Genomic DNA, 17,899 nt, shown 5'->3' with positions numbered 1-17,899 from the left:
GTCACCTCCCGGAAACGCCCCTCAGATGAGGGGACACTCCGCGCGAGAGTCCTTGAGAAACCACCCGCGCTGATCTTGAGAATCTCTTTTCCAGAGGATCTTTCGTGGCGAAACAGTGCAGGTGGGCGTGCTTACCAAGGCGTACTGCGAAACTTCAAGCCGTTGGCGGCGACTGGCCGGTGATGTCCCGATTCTCGGGTGTTATTCGTGATGCGCCCGACGTCTGCTGATGCGGGTGACACGTCGGGACAAGCCCAGAGCCATGCCCGTCGGTAGTCCTTCCCCTACATTCTGTGTCGGGTCGCAGTCGTCGATCCGTGTCTGATCTCAGTGACAGCCCGGACCCCGCCGAACCCTCCGCGTTAGAAGTGGCGCGGTTGGGGGACGGGAACTTTCACGGTCACGGGTCAAGGAAGCGGTCGCCGCCGTGGGGTGCCGATCGCAGAGGAAGGAACTCGCTTCATGAACCTCAACAGCAAAAAGGCGCGGATCCCGATCGCCGCGCTGGGCGTGACCGCCCTCTGCTCCGCCGGTTTTAGTGTCCTTGCCTCGCCGGCCTTCGCGGCAGGCACGGAGATCGGACTCAACAGCGGCGCGACATCGATCGGCGTCGGCAACTTCGGATCTGCTTCGGCCGCGGCAGCGAACGCGGCCTACGCGATGAAGATCCAAGAGACATCACTGACCAACATGGTGCTGGCGGTCGACAGCGCTCCAACTGGTGGTCACGTTTCGTACCAGAAGGCGGCGAGCAACGCCGCTGCCTCGACCGGCTTTACTCAAGTCGGTGCGGCCGTGAACGTCAGCGAAGTACAGACACTGACCCGCAGCGCCACGCCTACCACGGGTGCCTATACAGTGTCGGTTGACGGTGTTAGTACAGCATCGATTACCACCTATACAGACACCGCACTCGCAGCTGCGCTGAACGCCGTCGTGGGAGATGGCAACGATGTGACTGTCGCGCTGTCAGGGCAGGTCTACACGATCACCTACGGTGGCTCGCTCTCGGGGACGAATGTCGGTCCGATCACTCAGGTTGCGAACACGCTGAAGGACGCGGGAAGCGTCGATGTCACACTCACGTCAGCCACGTCTACTCCGGGGAGTAGCACCCCCGGCGCTGCAGCCGCTTCCCTGGCTACGGTCGCCCAGACCGACAACCTGTACGTAACCGGTGACGTGCCGGGTACCTACAAGCTCCGGCTCTTCCAGGACATCAACGCGAACTCGGTGTACGACTCGGCCGACGAGCGGACTTCGGCCGTGGTCACCCTGAATGTCTTCGACACGGGCGGCACCGGCACCACAACGAGCACCAGCGACGACGTCGACCCGGTCATTGCGGCGACCTCTCCGGCCTCGGCCGGTGATGCCATCCCGGCGGAGATCACCTACAACAAGACCCTTTCCATGTCGGATGCCCGAGGTGGAGTGGCCACCGGTCTCGCTGGTCGGCTCAAGGATCTGACCTGGCTCGATGTAGCTCAGACTGGTACCACCGGAATCGCGGCAGCGTCGGGCGTCCACCCCGACTACTCCACGACCACCAACAAGATGACGTACGCGGTGGGCACGCCGACTGGAGCGGGCTCGGTCACGGTGAAGGGCGACCTTGCGGCCACGGCGCCAGCGAGCTCCGCAGCTTACCCCGCCAGTACGGCGAAAACGGTCACGGTGACGGCCAGCACGGTGGCCGCACTCGCCCTGGCAGCGCCTGCCGTGGACGGCAAGGTGAAGGTCACCGGCTCGGCGGTGGCAGTGAAGGCCGGGACAAACACCGTTGAGTACACTGTTACCGCTAAGGACGGACCGACGCCGGCGGCTCTGCCAGTGGCTGGAGCCAAGGTCACCTTTACGCTGGGTGGCACCGACGCCAACGTCGCCAAGCTGACTGCTGACGGCACTGCTGGCGCGGCGACGACAACCAGCAAGGCCTACACCGCCACGACCGATTCAAAGGGTGTGGCCACACTCAAGGTTACGTCGAGCGATCCGTCCGCAGGCAGCTACACCGTGGCGGCCTCTTCTAATAGTGTCAACGCTACCCAGCTGACCACGACATACGCTGCGGCCGCGGCCACCACGATCGACACCACAAGCACCTCAGCCGAACTCACACCGACAGTTGGCACAACAACGGTTGTGCTCAAGGGTGAAATCAAGGACCAGTTCGGTGGGGCCTTCGTTCCCGGCAGCAGCGACTCGACCCAGGTGACGGTGCAGGTTCCGGACGGTACTCAGGCCGGCTTCGCGCCGCTGAGCAGCACCGGCACCTTCAGCTACACCTACACGGCGCCGACCACGCCGGCTCCGGCCGTTGGCGACACCACCACGTTCGACTTCGTGTACGGCACTATTCCGGATGCGAGCTCCGCGGGCGGCACCATCCGCTGGGCGAGCGCGGCCGCCGTCTCGAAGATCACGCTGACGGCTCCGGCTGCCGGTGCCAAGAGCGTTGGTCTCCTGGGCAATGCGGCCCCGGTTCCGGCGCAGGCCAACACGGGTACGCCGCCGTTCGGTAACACGACGGGCGCCGTCACCGGCACGGTCTACGACGCGGCGAACGCCGTCCTGGCCTACAAGGCAGTCACTCTCAAGGGTGACGAGGGCGTGTGGTTCTCCAAGACCGCTACGCCGGGCGTCGGTTCGGACAAGCTGGTCAAGACCCTCGACGTGGTGAGCGACGCGTCCGGTGTCATCTCTGGCGCCTACGTGTACTTCAGCAAGTCCGGGGACCTCAAGGTCTCGGCCACCTCGGGCAGCACCACGCAGGACACCACGGTCACCGTCAACCCGCCGGCTGCGGCTGCCGGCTGGGAAGTGAGTGTGAACGACGTGTCTGGCGCCCCCGGGTCGACCCTGATCGTCACCGGCAAGGTCATGGACATCTTCGGAAACCCGGTCCCGTCGGCTGTTGTCAACCTGACGGGTGACCCGGCCACGGTGGGGGCTCTGGGCGCTGCTCAGGTCACGACCAACTCGGCCGGTGTGTTCAGCACGACCTTCGTCACTGGCACGAACTCCAGCGGTGACGTCAAGCTCACCGCTGAGATCAACAACAACCCGGCCACTCTGACGCCGAACGCAACCCTCGTCGCAGCTGGCTTCACGGCTCCTGCGTCGAAGGACACCGCGGACAGCACGATCTCGATCGCGGCCAAGAAGCTGACGATCAGCTCGACGGCCAACGTCACGGCCGGCGGCTCCGGTGGGACGGCGAAGCTCTCCGGTACGTTCCTGCCCAACTCCTCGGTCGATGTCTACGCCAAGGAGTCGGGCGAGAAGTCCTACGGTCTGGCCGAGACCGTGGAGACTGACGCCGAGGGCGAGTGGGGCATGGCGATCAAGGTCGACAAGTCGACCCGGTTCCTCGTCCGTTCCAACGGAATGAGCAGCCCGTCCACCCTGACCGAGGTCTGGTCGAAGGTCAGCCTGAGCGCCAAGGCGCTGGGCAAGGGCCGGGTGCAGCTGTCGGCCAACGGTGACCCGAACGTCAAGGCGCCGCTGAACTTCTACCGTGACGTGGCCGGCAGCAAGGACCCGCTGGTCAAGAAGGTCACCTCGAGCAGCACCGGGGTCGCCAAGGTGACGGTGAAGGTGGCCAAGGGCACGCGCTCCTTCTACGTGACCTACAAGGCGCCCGGGACCACGATGGGCAAGAGCAAGGTGGTCAAGCTCAAGGTGAAGTGATCGGTGGGCCGATGGCCCGCTGAAATCCTGAACCGGAAGGCTTGAGCAAGCTCTCACGCCGAAAGGTATGGCACCGAAAGGTGTTGCACCGGCGAAGGGCCGGCATCCCAGAAGGGGTGTCGGCCCTTCGCCATGTCTCGGTGCTTCCCAGCAACGGCTCTCCACAGCAAGTCTCCGTACGATCAGTTCAGAACGGCGGTTCGCCCAGGCCGGGAACTCGTCCTCTTCCTTCGCCCCAAGGTGCATGACGGGGCCTGGGCAGTGGTGGCGGGTTTTCCCGGGCCCGCTGTTCGGCTTGTTGACGCATCTTCGTCTTGTAGCTCGTCCACCAGTCCAGGCCGCTCTGCCACTTGCGGGTGCGTCGGACGGTGCGTTCCTCGGCAGGCATGAGATCGACTCTGGACAGTGGTGAAGGTGCGGGGTCGGAGGGTACGGAGGAGAGTGCCCAGCCAGGCATACCCGGTAGACAAGGTGACGGCGTGTGGTGCTGGCTCCCGTTGGGTGCCGTCCAGACCGTCGAGCCAAATGGATAGGGCTCGTCCGGCCCGGAGGCTCGGGCACTCCAGCTTCCAAACGTCTTCAAGCGATGATGGCTGCGACAGCACGGGCGCATATTGCAGGGACAGGTAACGCCGCCCTGGTCAAAGGGTTTGAGATGATCTAGGTCGCAGCGTGCGGCCGGGGTGGAGCAGCCAGGAAACACGCAGGTCGGGTAGAGAGCGGTGAGCATGGCGGTGAGAGCTCTCCCGGGCCGGTAGCGATTGACTCCAGGCAGGGTGTGATCCAGACCGGCCGGGCAGGGCGCTTCTGACGGGGATCTCCGACGTGCCTTCTCGGCCTGGTCCGAGTTGTGTGCCGGAGGATGAGTGCAGGCATCGGGCAGGACAATCAGGTTGACCTGAGCGGGCTTGATGCCCAGACGGCGCGCCAGGCTGGCCGCAACCGGGCCATGGCCTTCGAGGAGGCCGGGGGTGTTGTCCAGGCCGAGCAGAGTGGCATCGGTGATCGTGACGTTGAGGAGAGTCTTGCGGCTGCGGCCACCGTTCATGGACAGGATCTGCCTCCACGCCTGAACCACCTCGGCGGGCGGAACCGTCGGATTTGGCTGGTCGGCTGCCGGAGGTCGTTCTGACGTAGCGCTCTCGCCGGTTTCCGAGTCGGTAGCCAGCGGAATACGCATGCCGTTGGTTACGGCCTGGACCAGCGAGGCCAGTGCATCGGCACAGCGCTGATCATGCGTGCGGGGATCGACATTGCCCGCCGCCCGGGCACTGTCACGTTCGGCGTCCGCAACGGCGTCAAGAAAGCCGTGCAGCAATTGCGCGATGTCGGCCGGGACCATGGCGCTGATCAGAGCCATGCCATCGTCCAGAGCCTCGAACTGCACGTGACGGCTGCGGCGGGCCTCTTCGTGAGCCGGTACGCCGGCGTCCGGCTGCAGTTCGAGCAGGAGCCGGTTGATCAGCCTTTCCAGTTCCAGGGCGGTGAGGCCGGGGGCCTGGCTGGCGATCATCGTCTCGGTCATCACCCACCGATTGCTGCCGGGTTCGAAGTCATCGATCTTCTCGGTGGCCTGGTGCAGCATCTTGGTGATCAGGACCGCCCGGGCCTGGTCCAGTCGCGCCTGGCCGAAGAGGTTCATGATCGTGGGCAGATCCTCGACCAAGCCCCGGGCATGTTCCAGCAGCGTGGTGGTGCTCCGGGGATGGCAATTCACCTCGGGCGCCACCCGGGCCGAGATCAGCCGCAGCGGAGAGATCCGGGTGGCGGAGTCGACATCTTGCTCAGGGCCCGCAGGCTGGTTGGAGTCTGCAGCCTGGTCGGTATCCGCAGTTCGGTCAGGATGCCTGCCCTGGCCACTGCCGCTGGACTTTCGGGCGAAGCGGCGGGCTGGGGGCATCACTTTGACTGCCTGCGCCAGCGTCCTGACTCGCTGGGCCTGGATCGAGCGGATCATCCACTCCTGCTGAATAGCTAGTTCTACCAGTACATCAGCGTCAGCAGCCGGGGATTCGGATGAGAACACCGCCGGATCCAATTCGTCCAGCAACCACTCGGCCAGCGCTGCCAGCTCTTGTGGCGTGCGCCGGTGCAGACGCCCTTCGGCCAGGTCTCCCACGCGAATCACCCCGTCCCCCAACAGGATCGGTGGCTCTCCCACCGACGAAACCATCATATGCCTCACCACCGACAAAATGGGACGCGAGCTCTACCGGCGGACTCGACGGGCGGCTCGGTGGGGCGGGGTGGGTGCGTGGGGACAAGGCGGGCGGGGATGTCGGTGGGAAGTGAGTACGAGAGGCAGATGGGAGGGGTTGATGGGGAGCCGTGTAGGGAAGGGGCGGCGGGTGAGGTGAGTGGTTCGGAGGGGTTGGTGGGAAAAGTCGGTGGGGGTGAGCGGGGGAGTTGGTGGAAAGGGGCGGTGGGTGATGTGGGCGGGAAGGGTTGGTGGGTGAGGCGAGTGGGAATGGTGGGTCGGAGGGGTTGGTGGGAAAGGTCGGTGGGGGCGAGCGGGGGAGTTGGTGGAAAGAGGTGGTGGGTGAGGTTGGTGATGTGAGCGGGAGGGGGTGGTGGAGGGCGTGGGTGGGAGTGCAGTGTTTGGTGGGTGCGATGGTTACTTGTAGTCAGTTCCGGGTTGTCACTGCTCCGAATGGGTCGAGACTTCAAGATCGGCGCTGAGTTAGCCACGCTGGGTCACCTTCATGCCCTCGGCGCAGTCCCAAAGTCCTTATCGTCCCTCAACTTCCCCTTCTGTCGGCGGCCGAACGAGACGGTGACCAGAACCGTCCGTCATTGAATCGCCCCCTGCAGCAAGGGCCTTCACCCGATCGGCAGGTCCCCCTCGACACCGTGCGTCAGCGAACCTCAAGTCACGGGTGGTGACCACGTCACCCGGACGGCAGCCCCCGCAGGTCCTGGCGAAGAACCGGCCTTGCAGGTGGCTTGAGGGAATGAGGGATGCGGTTTGGCCACCGGTGCACACCGTCGACGCGCAGGGTCCTGGCTGGGCCTGACCATCGCCGCCATCGTTGCTGTGATCGCCATGGTCGCCGCGCAGCTGGCGGCCGAGCGCATGGACCAGGGCTCCTCCTCCAAGAGCCTTTCCAAGTCCGCGTCCTCGCAGCTGAAGATCAGGAACGGCGCCGGTAAGGACACCCCGCCGCTGAGCAGCCCGCTGAGCCTGAGCGACCCACTGAACCTGGGGATCGGGCCTTCGTTCGGTGCGTCCGGCCGGGCCAGCCAGTCGGTCAGCGGCTCCAGCCGCACGATCTCCCGGCCCAGCTCGTACGCGCTGATGAAAGTGCGCCTGAACAGCGGCAAGACGGTCAACGCGCGCTGGAACCCGTGCCAGCGGGCGATCACGTACCAGGTCAACCTCAGCGGTCTGCCCAAGCACAAGCGGGCGGCCATGCTGCGGACCATCAAGACCTCGTTCAAGAAGCTCAGCGCCGCCACCGGGATGACCTACCGCTACCAGGGCACCACCGGTTTCGTGCCGCGGCAGGACAACCTGTCCTGGCAGCCCGCCGAGATCGTGGTGGCCGCGGTGAACAAGAAGCGCACCGACTTCCCGATGACCGACATGAGCCTCGGCTACGGCGGGGTGCTGTGGTCCACCTGGTACGGCAGCCAGGGCGAGGGCGCCGCGGTGATGCGCGGTTACGTGGTGCTCGAGGCCAAGGCGATCCAGAAGCTGAAGACCGGCTTCGGGACGGGCAAGCGGCAGAGCAACGTGATCCTGCACGAGCTCGGCCACGCCAGCGGCCTGAACCACGCCGGCAGCCGCCGCTCGCAGATGTACCCGACGCTCACCGACTCCTCGCCCAGCGGCTTCGCCAAGGGTGACCGGGCCGGCCTGGCCAAGGTGGGCAAGAAGTCCGGCTGCATCAAGATCCCCAGCTACGTCAGCCTGATCGACCTCAACTAGCCGGCCCGACAGCCAGAGCCCAAGAACCGCCAACCAGAGCCCAAGAACCGACAGCCAGAGCCCGAGAGACCGGCATCCCCCGTGGGCCTCCTCAAGAGTGAACCCGGGATGCCGATGGAAAAGCCAACGTCCGGACCCCGTGGTTGTTCTTGAAGGAGAGTCGATGGAGGCGATCGACGAGATCGTTGCCGAGTTCCTGGTCGAGTCACACGAAAACCTCGACCAGCTCGACACCGACCTGCTCGCGCTCGAGCAGGACCCGACCTCGCGTGATCTGCTGGGAAGCATCTTCCGCACCATCCACACGATCAAGGGCACCAGCGGTTTCCTTGCGTTCAACAAGCTGGAGAAGCTCACCCACGTCGGTGAGAACTTGCTCAGCCGGATGCGTGACGGACTGATCCAGCTCAACGAGGAACGCGCCAGCGCCCTGCTGGCCATGGTCGATGCGGTGCGTGGCCTGCTGTCGAACATCGAGGCCACCGGCGCCGAGGGCGAGGTCGACCACACCGAGCTGGTGACCCGTCTGGGTGCGCTGCTCGAGGACGGTGCCGCGGCTCCCGCCCCGCTGATCCCGGCCCAGGCCGGCAGCCCGGACGAGCCCGCAGCCGAGGCCCCCAGCACCGAAGAGGTGGTGGAGGCGGCCGCCCAGGCCGCCGCCGAGCAGGCCATCGAGGCCGCGCACGAGCTGGCCGAGGCGGCCAAGGGGCACCCGGAAGAGATCCCGACCGGTGCCCAGGTGGTCACCGCCGAGGTCTCGATCACCAACGTCCCGGAAGCCAAGCCCGAACCCGCAGCCGCCGAGGCCCCCGCGGCGAAGCCGGCTCCCGCTCCGCCCGCCGACCCCGGCGAGGGCGGTGAGCAGAAGCGCTCGGTGGTGGAGTCGTCCGTCCGGGTCGACATCGGCCTGCTGGACACGCTGATGTCGATGGTGGGCGAGCTGGTGCTCTCCCGCAACGCGCTGGTCTCCGAGCTCGACGAGCAGAACGACAGCGCCCTGGCCCGTTCCGCCCAGCGGCTCTCGCTGATCACCAGCGAGCTGCAGGAACAGGTCATGAAGACCCGGATGCAGCCGGTCGACACGGTCTGGTCAAAACTGCCCCGAGTCGTCCGTGACCTTTCCCGCCAGCTCGGCCGCAACGTCAAGCTGGAGATGGAAGGTCGCGACACCGAGCTCGACCGCAGCGTCCTCGAGGCGATCAAGGACCCGATGACGCACCTGGTGCGTAACGCCATCGACCACGGCATCGAGCCGCCGGACGTGCGGACCGCCAAGGGCAAGAACCCGGAGGGCACGCTCACCCTGCGCGCCTACCACGAGGCCGGCCTGGTCCACCTCGAGATCATCGACGACGGTGCGGGTATCGACCACACCATCGTCGGGGCCAAGGCGGTCGAGCGCGGTCTGGTCACCCAGGCCGGGCTGGAGAAGATGACGCCACGGGAGATCACCCAGTCGATCTTCCTGCCCGGCTTCTCGACCGCGGCCAAGGTCACCAACGTCTCCGGCCGTGGCGTCGGGATGGACGTGGTGAAGACCCGGATCGAGGCGATCGGCGGTTCCGTCGACGTCGTCTCGAACAAGGGTGCCGGCTCCACCTTCCGGCTCAGCATCCCGCTGACCCTGGCGATCATCCCGGCCCTGACCATCGGCTGCTACGGCCACCGGTACGCGGTGCCGCAGGTGAGTGTGCTGGAGCTGGTGCGCCTTTCGGGGGAACACGCCCGGGGCGGCATCGAGCACATCTCCGGTGCCCCGGTCTACCGGCTGCGCGGGGCCCTGCTGCCGCTGGTGCAGCTGGACGAGCAGCTCGGCCTGGTGCCGTTCGGCACCTCCAGCGGCGGCGGCAAGAACGGCGACGGCCGCGGCGGTTTCATCGTCGTGCTGCAGGCCGAGCAGCACCGTTTCGGCCTGGTCGTGGACGACGTCCTGGACACCCAGGAGATCGTGGTCAAGCCGCTGGGCCGGCACCTGAAGTCGCTGCCGATGTACCAGGGCGCCACCATCCACGGCGACGGCAGCGTGGTGCTGATCCTCGACGCCACGGCGATCGCCCGGCAGTCCGACGTGCTGTCCAATCCGGCCGGGGCAGCCAGCTCGGCGGTCACCGAGGAGACCACCTCGATCGACCCGGTGCTGGTGGTCGAGCTGTCCGGGGGCCGGCGCACCGCCATCCCGCTGGACATGGTCACCCGGCTGGAGGAGATCCCGACCGACACGATCGAGCGGGTCGGCGGCCGCGAGGTGGTCCAGTACCGGGGCCACATCATGCCGCTGGTCCGGCTGGCCAACCTGCTCGGCGCCTACGGCGAGGAGGTCGATGCCGAGCGGCTGCAACTGGTGGTCTACACCCGCGGTGAGCGCAGCGTCGGCTTCGCGGTCGAGCGGATCATGGACATCGCCACCGAGCGGGCCGGTTCGCGTTCGGACATCGACGACCACGCCCTGCTGGGCTCGATCGTGGTCGGGGACCGGGTGGTCGAACTGCTCGACGTGCAGGCCGCGGTGCTGGCCGCTGACCCGGCGTTCTACCAGGACTCGGCCGGCGCCACCACGATGCAGCAGCTCGGTGACATGTACGAGGAGGCACGATGAGCCAGTTGTCCACGTTCCACGTCGGTTCCTACCTGTTCGGGGTGGAGGTCGCCCTGGTCCAGGAGGTCGTGCGGATGAACGCCTCCACCCCGGTGCCGCTCTCGCCGCCCGAGGTGGCCGGGCTGATCAACCTGCGCGGTGAGGTGCTGACCGCGATCGACGTGCGCGCCCGGCTCGGCCTGCCGCCCAGCACCAGTGAGAAGCCGCAGGTGAACGTGGTGGTCCGGGTCGACGACGAGCCGGTCAGCCTGCTCGTGGACGAGATCGGCGGGGTGGTCGAGGTGTCCCAGATCCCGTTCGAGACCACCCCCTCGACCGTGGACGCCCAGGTCGGCTCGCTGCTGCTGGGGGCCTACACGATGCCGGAGAAGCTGCTGCTCGCGCTCGACGCCCGGGCCCTGCTGGCGATCAACGAGAGCCAGACCTCCGCGGCCTGAGCCGCATCGGGGGCCGGACGAGAGGGGCGAGCGAATGAGGGCACTGGTGATCGATGACTCGCGTGCCATGCGGGCCATCCTGACCAGGCAGCTCAGCGCTCTCGGCTTCGACGTGGCCCAGGCCTTCGACGGCCGGGACGCGCTGGACCTGCTCGGCACCGGTTACGTGCCGGACGTGGCGCTGGTCGACTGGAACATGCCACGGCTGGACGGCCTGAGCTTCATCAAGGCGGTGCGGGCCCGGCCGGAGCTGCGCGAGGTGACGTTGATGATGGTCACCACCGAGAGCGAGCACGACAAGATCGTCCGGGCCCTGGCGGCCGGCGCGCACGAGTACGTGATCAAGCCGTTCACCGATGAGGTGATCGCCGACAAGCTGGCGCTCCTGGGATTGGTGGGGGTATGAGCGCGACTCGTGTGCGCGTCCTGGTGGTCGACGACTCGGTGGTGATCCGCCGGCTGATCAAGGAGATCCTGGACGCGGACCCCCGGATCGAGGTGGTCGGGGTGGCCCAGAACGGGCAGGTCGCGATCGCCAAGGTCGGGGAGCTGAAACCGGACGCGGTGACGATGGACATCGAGATGCCGGTGATGAACGGCGTCGACGCGGTCCGGGCGATCCGAAAGACCCAGCCCCGCCTGCCGATCGTGATGTTCTCCACGCTGACCGAGCGCGGCGCGTCCGGCACCATGGACGCGCTCGCGGCCGGGGCCAGCGACTACGTGACGAAACCGGCCAATGTCGGCAGCGTGATGGAGAGCCGCAAGAACATCTCCGAGCAGCTGATCCCCAAGCTGGTGGCGCTGACCGGCGCTCGCCGGCTGGCCGGGGCCACCCGCACGGCACTGCCGCCCGCCCAGCCTCCGGCCGGAATGGCCCGGAACGGACCGAACGTCCGGCGTACCCAGCCGTTCGGATTGCTGGCGATCGGCAGCTCGACCGGTGGCCCGGACGCCCTGGCCTCGGTGCTCACCTCGCTGCCCGGCGATCTGCCGGTGCCGGTGGTGATCACCCAGCACATGCCGCCGGTGTTCACCAAAATGCTGGCCCAGCGCCTGGACTCGTCCTGCCGGCTGAAGGTCACCGAGGCGGTGGAGGGCGACACCGTGCAGCGCGGCCGGGTGCTGATCGCCCCGGGCGGTCATCACATGGAGCTGAGATCGCGCGGGACCAGCGTTTTCGTGCACCTGAGCGACGCGCCGCCGGAGAACTTCTGCCGGCCCTCGGTGGACGTGATGTTCCGCTCGATCGCCCCGGTCTACCGAAACCGGGTGCTGGGGCTGATCCTGACCGGGATGGGCCGCGACGGCGCGGCCGGGGCCGGGATCCTGCGGACCTCCGGCGGTGAGGTGTTCGTCCAGGACGAGGCCACCAGCGTGGTGTGGGGAATGCCCGGGGCCACGGTGATGGCCGGGCAGGCGGACCGGGTGCTGCCGCTGGAACAGATCGCGGCGACAGTGACGGCGGCGTTGAGTCAGAACCAGGGTGTTACGTCCATGCGTCAGGCCACCGGCCCGGTTTCGGGCGGAGTGAGGGCATGAGCATTGCGGACGCCGACTTCACCTACGTAGCGACCCTGGTGCGCAAGATCAGCTCGATCGATCTGCACCCGGGCAAGGAGTACCTGGTCGAGTCCCGGCTGACCCCGGTGGCCCGGCGCTTCGGCGACCGGGACGTGGGGGCGCTGGTGTACCGGCTGCGGCGCAACGACCGGGCCGCCACCGAGGCGGTGATCGACGCGATGACCACGAACGAGACCTCGTGGTTTCGCGACCAGGAGCCGTTTGACGCGTTCAGCAAGATCATGCTGCCCGAGCTGAAACGCATCGGTGGCTCCAGCCTGAACATCTGGTCGGCGGCCTCCTCCAGCGGGCAGGAGGCCTATTCACTGGCCATGCTGATGCTGGACTGGCTGCCGATGCACCCGGGCAAGACCGTGAAGATCCACGGCACCGACATCTCCCCGACGATGGTGGCCCGGGCCACGGCCGGCCGGTACAGCCAGATGGAGATCAACCGCGGTATGCCGGTGAAGTACCTGTTGCGGTACTTCACCCAGGCGGGCCGGGACTGGGTGATCAAGCCGGAAGTACGGGCGCTGACCAGCTTCCGGCAGGGCAACCTGGCCGAGCCCCCGGCCGGCCTGCCCCCGATGGACATCGTCTTCCTGCGCAACGTGCTGATCTACTTCGACCAGCCGACCAAACGCCAGGTTCTCGGACACGTCCGGCGGGTGCTGCGGCCCGGCGGGTTCCTGGTCCTGGGCGGCGCCGAGAGCACGCTCAGCCTGGACGACAGCTTCGAGCGGGTCGAGGCCGGGAAAGTCATGATCTTCCGCAACGGAGAGGCGATATGAGCGTCTTCACCGGCCTGGACGACGGCCTGCGCGAGGAGCTCGGCGTGATCCTGACCGACGTCCTGTCCTCGGTGCTGCGCCAGGAAGCGATCGTCACCACGAACCAGCTCCCGCACGGCTCGTCGGTGACCTCACGCCTGGCAATTCATGACCGATCGGACGAAACCCCCGGATCGGAAGGGGAGTTCGCCGTGATCGAGGTACGCGTGGGTATCGGCCTGGCCCGGGTGATGGCCGCCCGGATGATGTCGATGAGCACTCCAGATACGCCAGATCTGGTCGATGCAATTGCTGAGATCAGCAACATCGCCGGAGGGAACGTGAAAACGCTGCTGTGCCACCACGCCCGGCTCTCCCTGCCGTCGGCGCAGATCTCGGACGTCGAGGAGTTCGCGGCGGCCAGGCCGGCCGACGCCAGCACCTACGTCCGCGCAATCGTGCTGGGTCACGTGGCGCAACTGGCCATCCATCCGGATGCCCCGGTGGCGGACCTTCTCTGGCCGCCCACGAATTCCGATTCAACCTTGGAGCCGACCGCATGAAGATCCTGATCACCGACGACAGCGCCGTGATGCGCAAGATCGTGACCCGTACCATCCGCCAGGCCGGCCTGGGCAAGCACGAGATCGTCGAGGCGGAGAACGGCCGGCACGGACTCGAGCAGGTCAAGGCCCTCAAGCCCGACCTCATTCTGTGCGATTGGAATATGCCGGAGATGAACGGCATCGAGTTCCTGAAGGCCCTGCGGGCCAGCGGGGACAACACGCCGTTCTGCTTCGTCACCTCGGAGGGTGGCGACGACATGGCCGAGACCGCCCAGGCAGCGGGCGCGATCGGCGTGATCGTCAAGCCCTTCACCGCGGAAGCATTCATGGACAAGCTCGGATCGGTGGTTTCCTGAAATGACTGTAGAGACCCAGAACCAGTCCCCGTTGCCCAGCCGTCACTCGGTGCGTAACTGCATCGAGGGCCTGGTCGGCCGCGACGTCGACCTCGACGACGGCATGCCCCCGCCGGCCAAGTCCACCAACGCGGTGGCGGTCTACGTGACCGACCAGCTGAAGACGTCCGCCCTGGTGGTCGTCGACCTGGAGTGCGCGGCCCGGATCGGTGGGGCGCTCGGGATGATCCCGCGCGGCGTCGTCGACGAGGCGATCAAGGCCCGCACGTTCTCGCAGGACCTCGAGGAGAACTGCTACGAGGTGCTCAACGTGATGGCCTCGGTGTTCAACCTGCCGAACCACCCGCACGTACGGCTGTACGAGCTGTACGCGCCGAACGCGGCCGTCCCGGCGGACATCGCGCAGCTGGCCGCCACGGTCGGCAACCGGATGGACGTCAAGATCAAGATCAGTGGCTACGGCGAGGGCACCCTCTCGGTCGTGATCAAGTAGCCACGGCAAGGACGCACGTCGATGTCGGACACCCCGTCCGAGACCGTGGCAGCTGCGCCGGTACCCCGGGACACCCCGCGGGTACCGGCGCAGACGCGTGCCCCGGCCGATGCGATCCGCAACGTCCGGGTGGGACGGCAGGGGCTGTACGACTCGCGCCGCGCCCTGGTGGCCTACGAGGTGCTGTTCCACTCCGGGCCCCGCGAGAGCGACCCCGAGCGCGGTGACCGGGCGACTTCGCAGGTGATCGCCTCTACCTTCGGCACTTTCGGGGTGGACCGGATCGCGGGCGGGCGCCCGGTCTTTATCAGTTTCACCCGGGCCTTCCTGACCGGGATCATCCCGGTCCCGGTGGAGCCCGCCGGGGTGGTCGTCGAGATCTCGGCGACCATGCTCGTCGACACCGAACTGCTGGCCGGGGTGGAGCAACTGCGCACCGACGGCTACCGGATGGCGCTGTGCGACTACCGGGGCCAGCCGGAGAGCGCGGTGCTGATCGACCTGGTCGACTACGTCCGGATCGACCTGGCCGAGCACGCCGGACAGCAGCTGGCCGAACTGACCGCCTGGGTGGCCGAGCGCGGTCGCGAGCTGATCGCGGCGGGTGTGGAGGACCAGCCCACCTTCGAGCGGGCGGCGCGCCTGGGCTTCGGGCTGTTCCAGGGGCCGTGGCTGGAGAAGCCGTCGGTGCTGGAACGACGGACGCTGACCCCGACTCAGCTGGTCTGCGTGCGGCTGTTGCGCGAGCTGGCCGACCCGGATCTGAACATCGTCCGCCTGGAACCGGTGATCGGCAGCGACCCCGGCCTGGCCATGCGGCTGCTGCGCACCGCCAACTCGGCCCTGGCCGGCGCCAGCCGGCAGATCTCCTCGTTGCGCCAGGCCCTGGTGATCATCGGCCCGGTCCGCCTGCGCTCGTGGGTGGTGCTGATGCTGCTGGAGGGCCCGTCGGCGACCTCCCCGGCCGACCGCCTGTGGAAAGTGCTGGCCCGCGCGCACGCCTGCCGCACGCTGGCCCCGGAATCGGCCGCTGACCTGGCCTTCACGGCTGGGCTGCTGTCCGGCGCGGCGGAACTGCTGGGCACGGCCCCGCAACAGGTGGCCGAGTCCGCAGGGGTGACCGAGGCGGTGCGGGACGCCCTGGTCAGCGGGCTGGGCCCGGCCGGTTCGGTGTTGTCGGCGGTGCTGGCGCACGAGCAGGACGATGACGAGGGGGTGCTGGCCAGCGGCCTGTCGCTCTACGACGTCTCGGCCACCTACCTGGAGTCGCTCAGCGAGGCGTTGCGTCTGGTCGAGGAGATCGCCGGGACGCGCAGGAACTGAAAGCAACGGACGTTGTGGGGGACGAACGTCCATAGGTTGGCTTTTGGTTCTGATTGAGGACATTTGTGGCGCCTTGTTCCCGGACCGGGGACGAGCGTCCGCACTTGGGGTTTGAGACACTGGCCCACGTGAGCCAGCGCTTCTACTCCGCGTACCACCAGGGATTCCTGCGGGTCGCCGCGTGCACCATGCGCACCGCGATCGCCGATCCGGACACCAACGCCGAATCGGTGCTGCGGATCGCCCGGGACAACCACGACGAGGGCGTGGGCCTGGCGGTCTTCCCCGAACTCACCCTCACCGGGTACTCGATCGAGGACCTGCTGCTCAACGAGACCCTGCTGGACGACACCGAGGCGGCCCTGCTGAAGGTGATCGAGGGCTCGGCCGGACTCGTCCCGGTCCTCGTCGTCGGTCTTCCGCTGCGCCACCGGCACCGGATCTACAACTGCGCCGCGGTGATTCACAACGGACGCCTGCTCGGCCTGGCCCCCAAGTCGTACCTGCCGAACTACCGCGAGTTCTACGAGGCCCGGCAGATGGCCTCGGGCGCCGAGATCGAGGGTGGTCAGAGCATCGTCTTCGCCGGCACCGAGGTGCCGTTCGGCAACGACCTGCTGTTCACCGCCGTCGACGTGCCCGGATTCGTTCTGCACGTGGAGATCTGCGAGGACATGTGGGTGCCGGTGCCGCCCAGCGCCCTCGCCGCTCTGGACGGGGCCACCGTGCTGGCCAACCTCTCCGGCAGCCCGATCACCATCGGCCGCGCCGAGGACCGGAAACTGCTGAGCCGCTCGGCCTCTTCACGTTGCCTGGCCGCCTACGTGTTCGCCGCCGCGGGCGAGGGCGAGTCCACCACGGACCTGTCCTGGGACGGCCAGACCATGATCTACGAGAACGGCGTGCTGCTGGCCGAGGGGGAGCGCTTCCCGACCGGCGACCGGCGCACCGTGGCCGACGTCGACCTCGACCTGATCCGCTCGGAACGGCTGCGGATGGGCTCTTTCGACGACAACCGGCGCAATCACGAGTACGAGTTCACCCGGATCGAGTTCGAGCTGCAGCCCCCGGCCGGCGACATCGGCCTGCGCCGCGAGGTGGAGCGTTTCCCGTTCGTGCCGGCCGACGAGTCCCGGCTGGAACTGGACTGCTACGAGGCCTACAACATCCAGGTGGCCGGTCTGCGGCAGCGGCTGCGGGCGATCGGCCAGCCGAAGATCGTGATCGGGGTCTCCGGCGGCCTGGACTCCACCCACGCCCTGATCGTGGCGGCCAAGGCGATGGATCTGGCCGGCCGGCCCCGCACCGACATCCTGGCCTTCACCATGCCGGGTTTCGCCACCAGCGACCGCACCAAGAACCTGGCCTACGGGCTGGGCAAGGCGCTCGGGGTGACGTTCGAGGAGCTGGACATCCGGCCCGCGGCCGAGCAGTTGCTGACCGACCTCGGCCATCCCTTCGCCGGGGGTGAGCCGGTCTACGACATCACCTTCGAGAACGTCCAGGCCGGCCTGCGCACCGACTACCTGTTCCGGCTGGCCAACCAGCGCGGCGGTATCGTGCTGGGGACCGGCGACCTGTCCGAGCTGGCGCTGGGCTGGTCCACCTACGGTGTGGGCGATCAGATGTCGCACTACAACGTCAATGGTGGCGTCCCGAAAACCCTGATGCAGCACCTGATTCGCTGGGTGATCTCGTCCGGGCAGTTCGACGCCGAGGTGAACCGGCTGCTGCAGGACGTGGTCGGCGGCGAGATCAGCCCCGAGCTGGTGCCGGTCGGCGAGGACGGCGTCACCCAGAGCACCGAGGCCAAGGTCGGGCCGTACTCGCTGCAGGACTTCTCACTGTTCTACACGCTGCGCCACGGGTTCCGGCCCTCGAAGATCGCCTTCCTGGCCCACCACGCCTGGTCCGAGGCTGGTAAGGGGGACTGGCCGCCGCATTTCCCGCCGGAGAGCCGGATCGAGTTCGACCTGCCGGAGATCCGGCGCTGGCTGCAGGTCTTCGCGCAGCGGTTCTTCGCGTTCAGCCAGTTCAAGCGCTCGGCCCTGCCCAACGGGCCGAAAGTCACCGCGGGCGGATCGCTCTCGCCCCGCGGTGACTGGCGGGCTCCTTCGGACGCCTCGGCCCGGATCTGGCTGGCCGAGATCGAGCGCGAGGTGCCCTGAGTT

13 protein-coding genes are annotated in these 17,899 nt (G+C 67.4%); 12 read left to right on the top strand and 1 reads right to left on the bottom strand.

Annotation, left to right across the window (positions count from 1 at the left end; translation table 11 throughout):
- Nucleotides 1–462: 462 nt before the first annotated feature.
- On the top strand, nt 463–3,693 hold the full coding sequence (locus LR394_RS03100; protein ID WP_231438783.1) for a beta strand repeat-containing protein: 3,231 nt from the start codon (nt 463–465) through the stop codon (nt 3,691–3,693).
- A gap of 187 nt (nt 3,694–3,880) precedes the next feature.
- Here LR394_RS03100 and LR394_RS03095 read toward each other — a convergent pair whose 3' ends face one another.
- Nucleotides 3,881–5,881, bottom strand: a complete 2,001-nt coding sequence (locus tag LR394_RS03095; protein ID WP_231438880.1) for an HNH endonuclease signature motif containing protein — start codon at nt 5,879–5,881, stop codon at nt 3,881–3,883.
- Between the two features lie 777 nt (nt 5,882–6,658).
- Here LR394_RS03095 and LR394_RS03090 point away from each other — a divergent pair.
- The 11 genes from LR394_RS03090 to LR394_RS03040 all read left to right on the top strand — a co-directional run bounded on the left by LR394_RS03090 (nt 6,659) and on the right by LR394_RS03040 (nt 17,896).
- Nucleotides 6,659–7,621, top strand: a complete 963-nt coding sequence (locus LR394_RS03090; protein WP_231438782.1) for a matrixin family metalloprotease — start codon at nt 6,659–6,661, stop codon at nt 7,619–7,621.
- A 163-nt stretch (nt 7,622–7,784) separates the two neighbouring features.
- Nucleotides 7,785–10,217, top strand: a complete 2,433-nt coding sequence (locus LR394_RS03085; RefSeq protein ID WP_231438781.1) for a chemotaxis protein CheA — start codon at nt 7,785–7,787, stop codon at nt 10,215–10,217.
- A complete protein-coding gene (locus LR394_RS03080) occupies nt 10,214–10,654 on the top strand; it encodes a chemotaxis protein CheW (protein ID WP_231438780.1) in 441 nt (146 codons plus the stop codon). Before LR394_RS03085 ends, LR394_RS03080 begins: the two co-directional genes overlap by 4 nt.
- 34 nt (nt 10,655–10,688) lie before the next feature.
- Nucleotides 10,689–11,060: a response regulator gene (locus LR394_RS03075; protein ID WP_269328486.1), complete on the top strand. Its 372-nt coding sequence runs from the start codon at nt 10,689–10,691 to the stop codon at nt 11,058–11,060.
- Complete coding sequence (locus LR394_RS03070) at nt 11,057–12,196, top strand: protein-glutamate methylesterase/protein-glutamine glutaminase (protein WP_231438778.1); 1,140 nt, start codon at nt 11,057–11,059, stop codon at nt 12,194–12,196. The genes LR394_RS03075 and LR394_RS03070 overlap by 4 nt, the downstream gene beginning before the upstream one ends.
- Nucleotides 12,193–13,011, top strand: a complete 819-nt coding sequence (locus LR394_RS03065) for a CheR family methyltransferase (protein ID WP_231438777.1) — start codon at nt 12,193–12,195, stop codon at nt 13,009–13,011. The genes LR394_RS03070 and LR394_RS03065 overlap by 4 nt, the downstream gene beginning before the upstream one ends.
- Nucleotides 13,008–13,553: a hypothetical protein gene (locus LR394_RS03060; RefSeq protein WP_231438776.1), complete on the top strand. Its 546-nt coding sequence runs from the start codon at nt 13,008–13,010 to the stop codon at nt 13,551–13,553. The genes LR394_RS03065 and LR394_RS03060 overlap by 4 nt, the downstream gene beginning before the upstream one ends.
- Nucleotides 13,550–13,912, top strand: a complete 363-nt coding sequence (locus tag LR394_RS03055) for a response regulator (RefSeq protein WP_231438775.1) — start codon at nt 13,550–13,552, stop codon at nt 13,910–13,912. The genes LR394_RS03060 and LR394_RS03055 overlap by 4 nt, the downstream gene beginning before the upstream one ends.
- Before the next feature lies 1 nt (nt 13,913).
- Entirely contained in the window at nt 13,914–14,405 is a 492-nt protein-coding gene (locus LR394_RS03050; protein WP_231438774.1) for a hypothetical protein, read from the top strand.
- A gap of 21 nt (nt 14,406–14,426) precedes the next feature.
- Nucleotides 14,427–15,728 (top strand): EAL and HDOD domain-containing protein, encoded by a 1,302-nt coding sequence (locus LR394_RS03045; protein ID WP_231438773.1) that lies wholly within the window; start codon nt 14,427–14,429, stop codon nt 15,726–15,728.
- 128 nt (nt 15,729–15,856) lie between these two features.
- Nucleotides 15,857–17,896, top strand: coding sequence for an NAD(+) synthase (locus LR394_RS03040; RefSeq protein WP_231438772.1), 2,040 nt, complete (start codon nt 15,857–15,859; stop codon nt 17,894–17,896).
- Nucleotides 17,897–17,899: the final 3 nt, after the last annotated feature.

Origin of the sequence: Kineosporia babensis, from assembly GCF_021129305.1 — a bacterium.
Classification (GTDB): domain Bacteria; phylum Actinomycetota; class Actinomycetes; order Actinomycetales; family Kineosporiaceae; genus Kineosporia; species Kineosporia babensis.
The sequence above is the reverse complement of the archived record's forward strand: the minus strand, read 5'-3'. Positions and strand labels throughout refer to the sequence as shown.

Coding starts and splice junctions, on each gene's coding strand:
- LR394_RS03050 (WP_231438774.1), top strand. CDS start 13,914: ATGACTGTAGAGACCCAGAACCAGTCCCCGTTGCCCAGCCGTCACTCG.
- LR394_RS03055 (WP_231438775.1), top strand. CDS start 13,550: ATGAAGATCCTGATCACCGACGACAGCGCCGTGATGCGCAAGATCGTG.
- LR394_RS03100 (WP_231438783.1), top strand. CDS start 463: ATGAACCTCAACAGCAAAAAGGCGCGGATCCCGATCGCCGCGCTGGGC.
- LR394_RS03080 (WP_231438780.1), top strand. CDS start 10,214: ATGAGCCAGTTGTCCACGTTCCACGTCGGTTCCTACCTGTTCGGGGTG.
- LR394_RS03060 (WP_231438776.1), top strand. CDS start 13,008: ATGAGCGTCTTCACCGGCCTGGACGACGGCCTGCGCGAGGAGCTCGGC.
- LR394_RS03085 (WP_231438781.1), top strand. CDS start 7,785: ATGGAGGCGATCGACGAGATCGTTGCCGAGTTCCTGGTCGAGTCACAC.
- LR394_RS03070 (WP_231438778.1), top strand. CDS start 11,057: ATGAGCGCGACTCGTGTGCGCGTCCTGGTGGTCGACGACTCGGTGGTG.
- LR394_RS03045 (WP_231438773.1), top strand. CDS start 14,427: ATGTCGGACACCCCGTCCGAGACCGTGGCAGCTGCGCCGGTACCCCGG.
- LR394_RS03065 (WP_231438777.1), top strand. CDS start 12,193: ATGAGCATTGCGGACGCCGACTTCACCTACGTAGCGACCCTGGTGCGC.
- LR394_RS03075 (WP_269328486.1), top strand. CDS start 10,689: ATGAGGGCACTGGTGATCGATGACTCGCGTGCCATGCGGGCCATCCTG.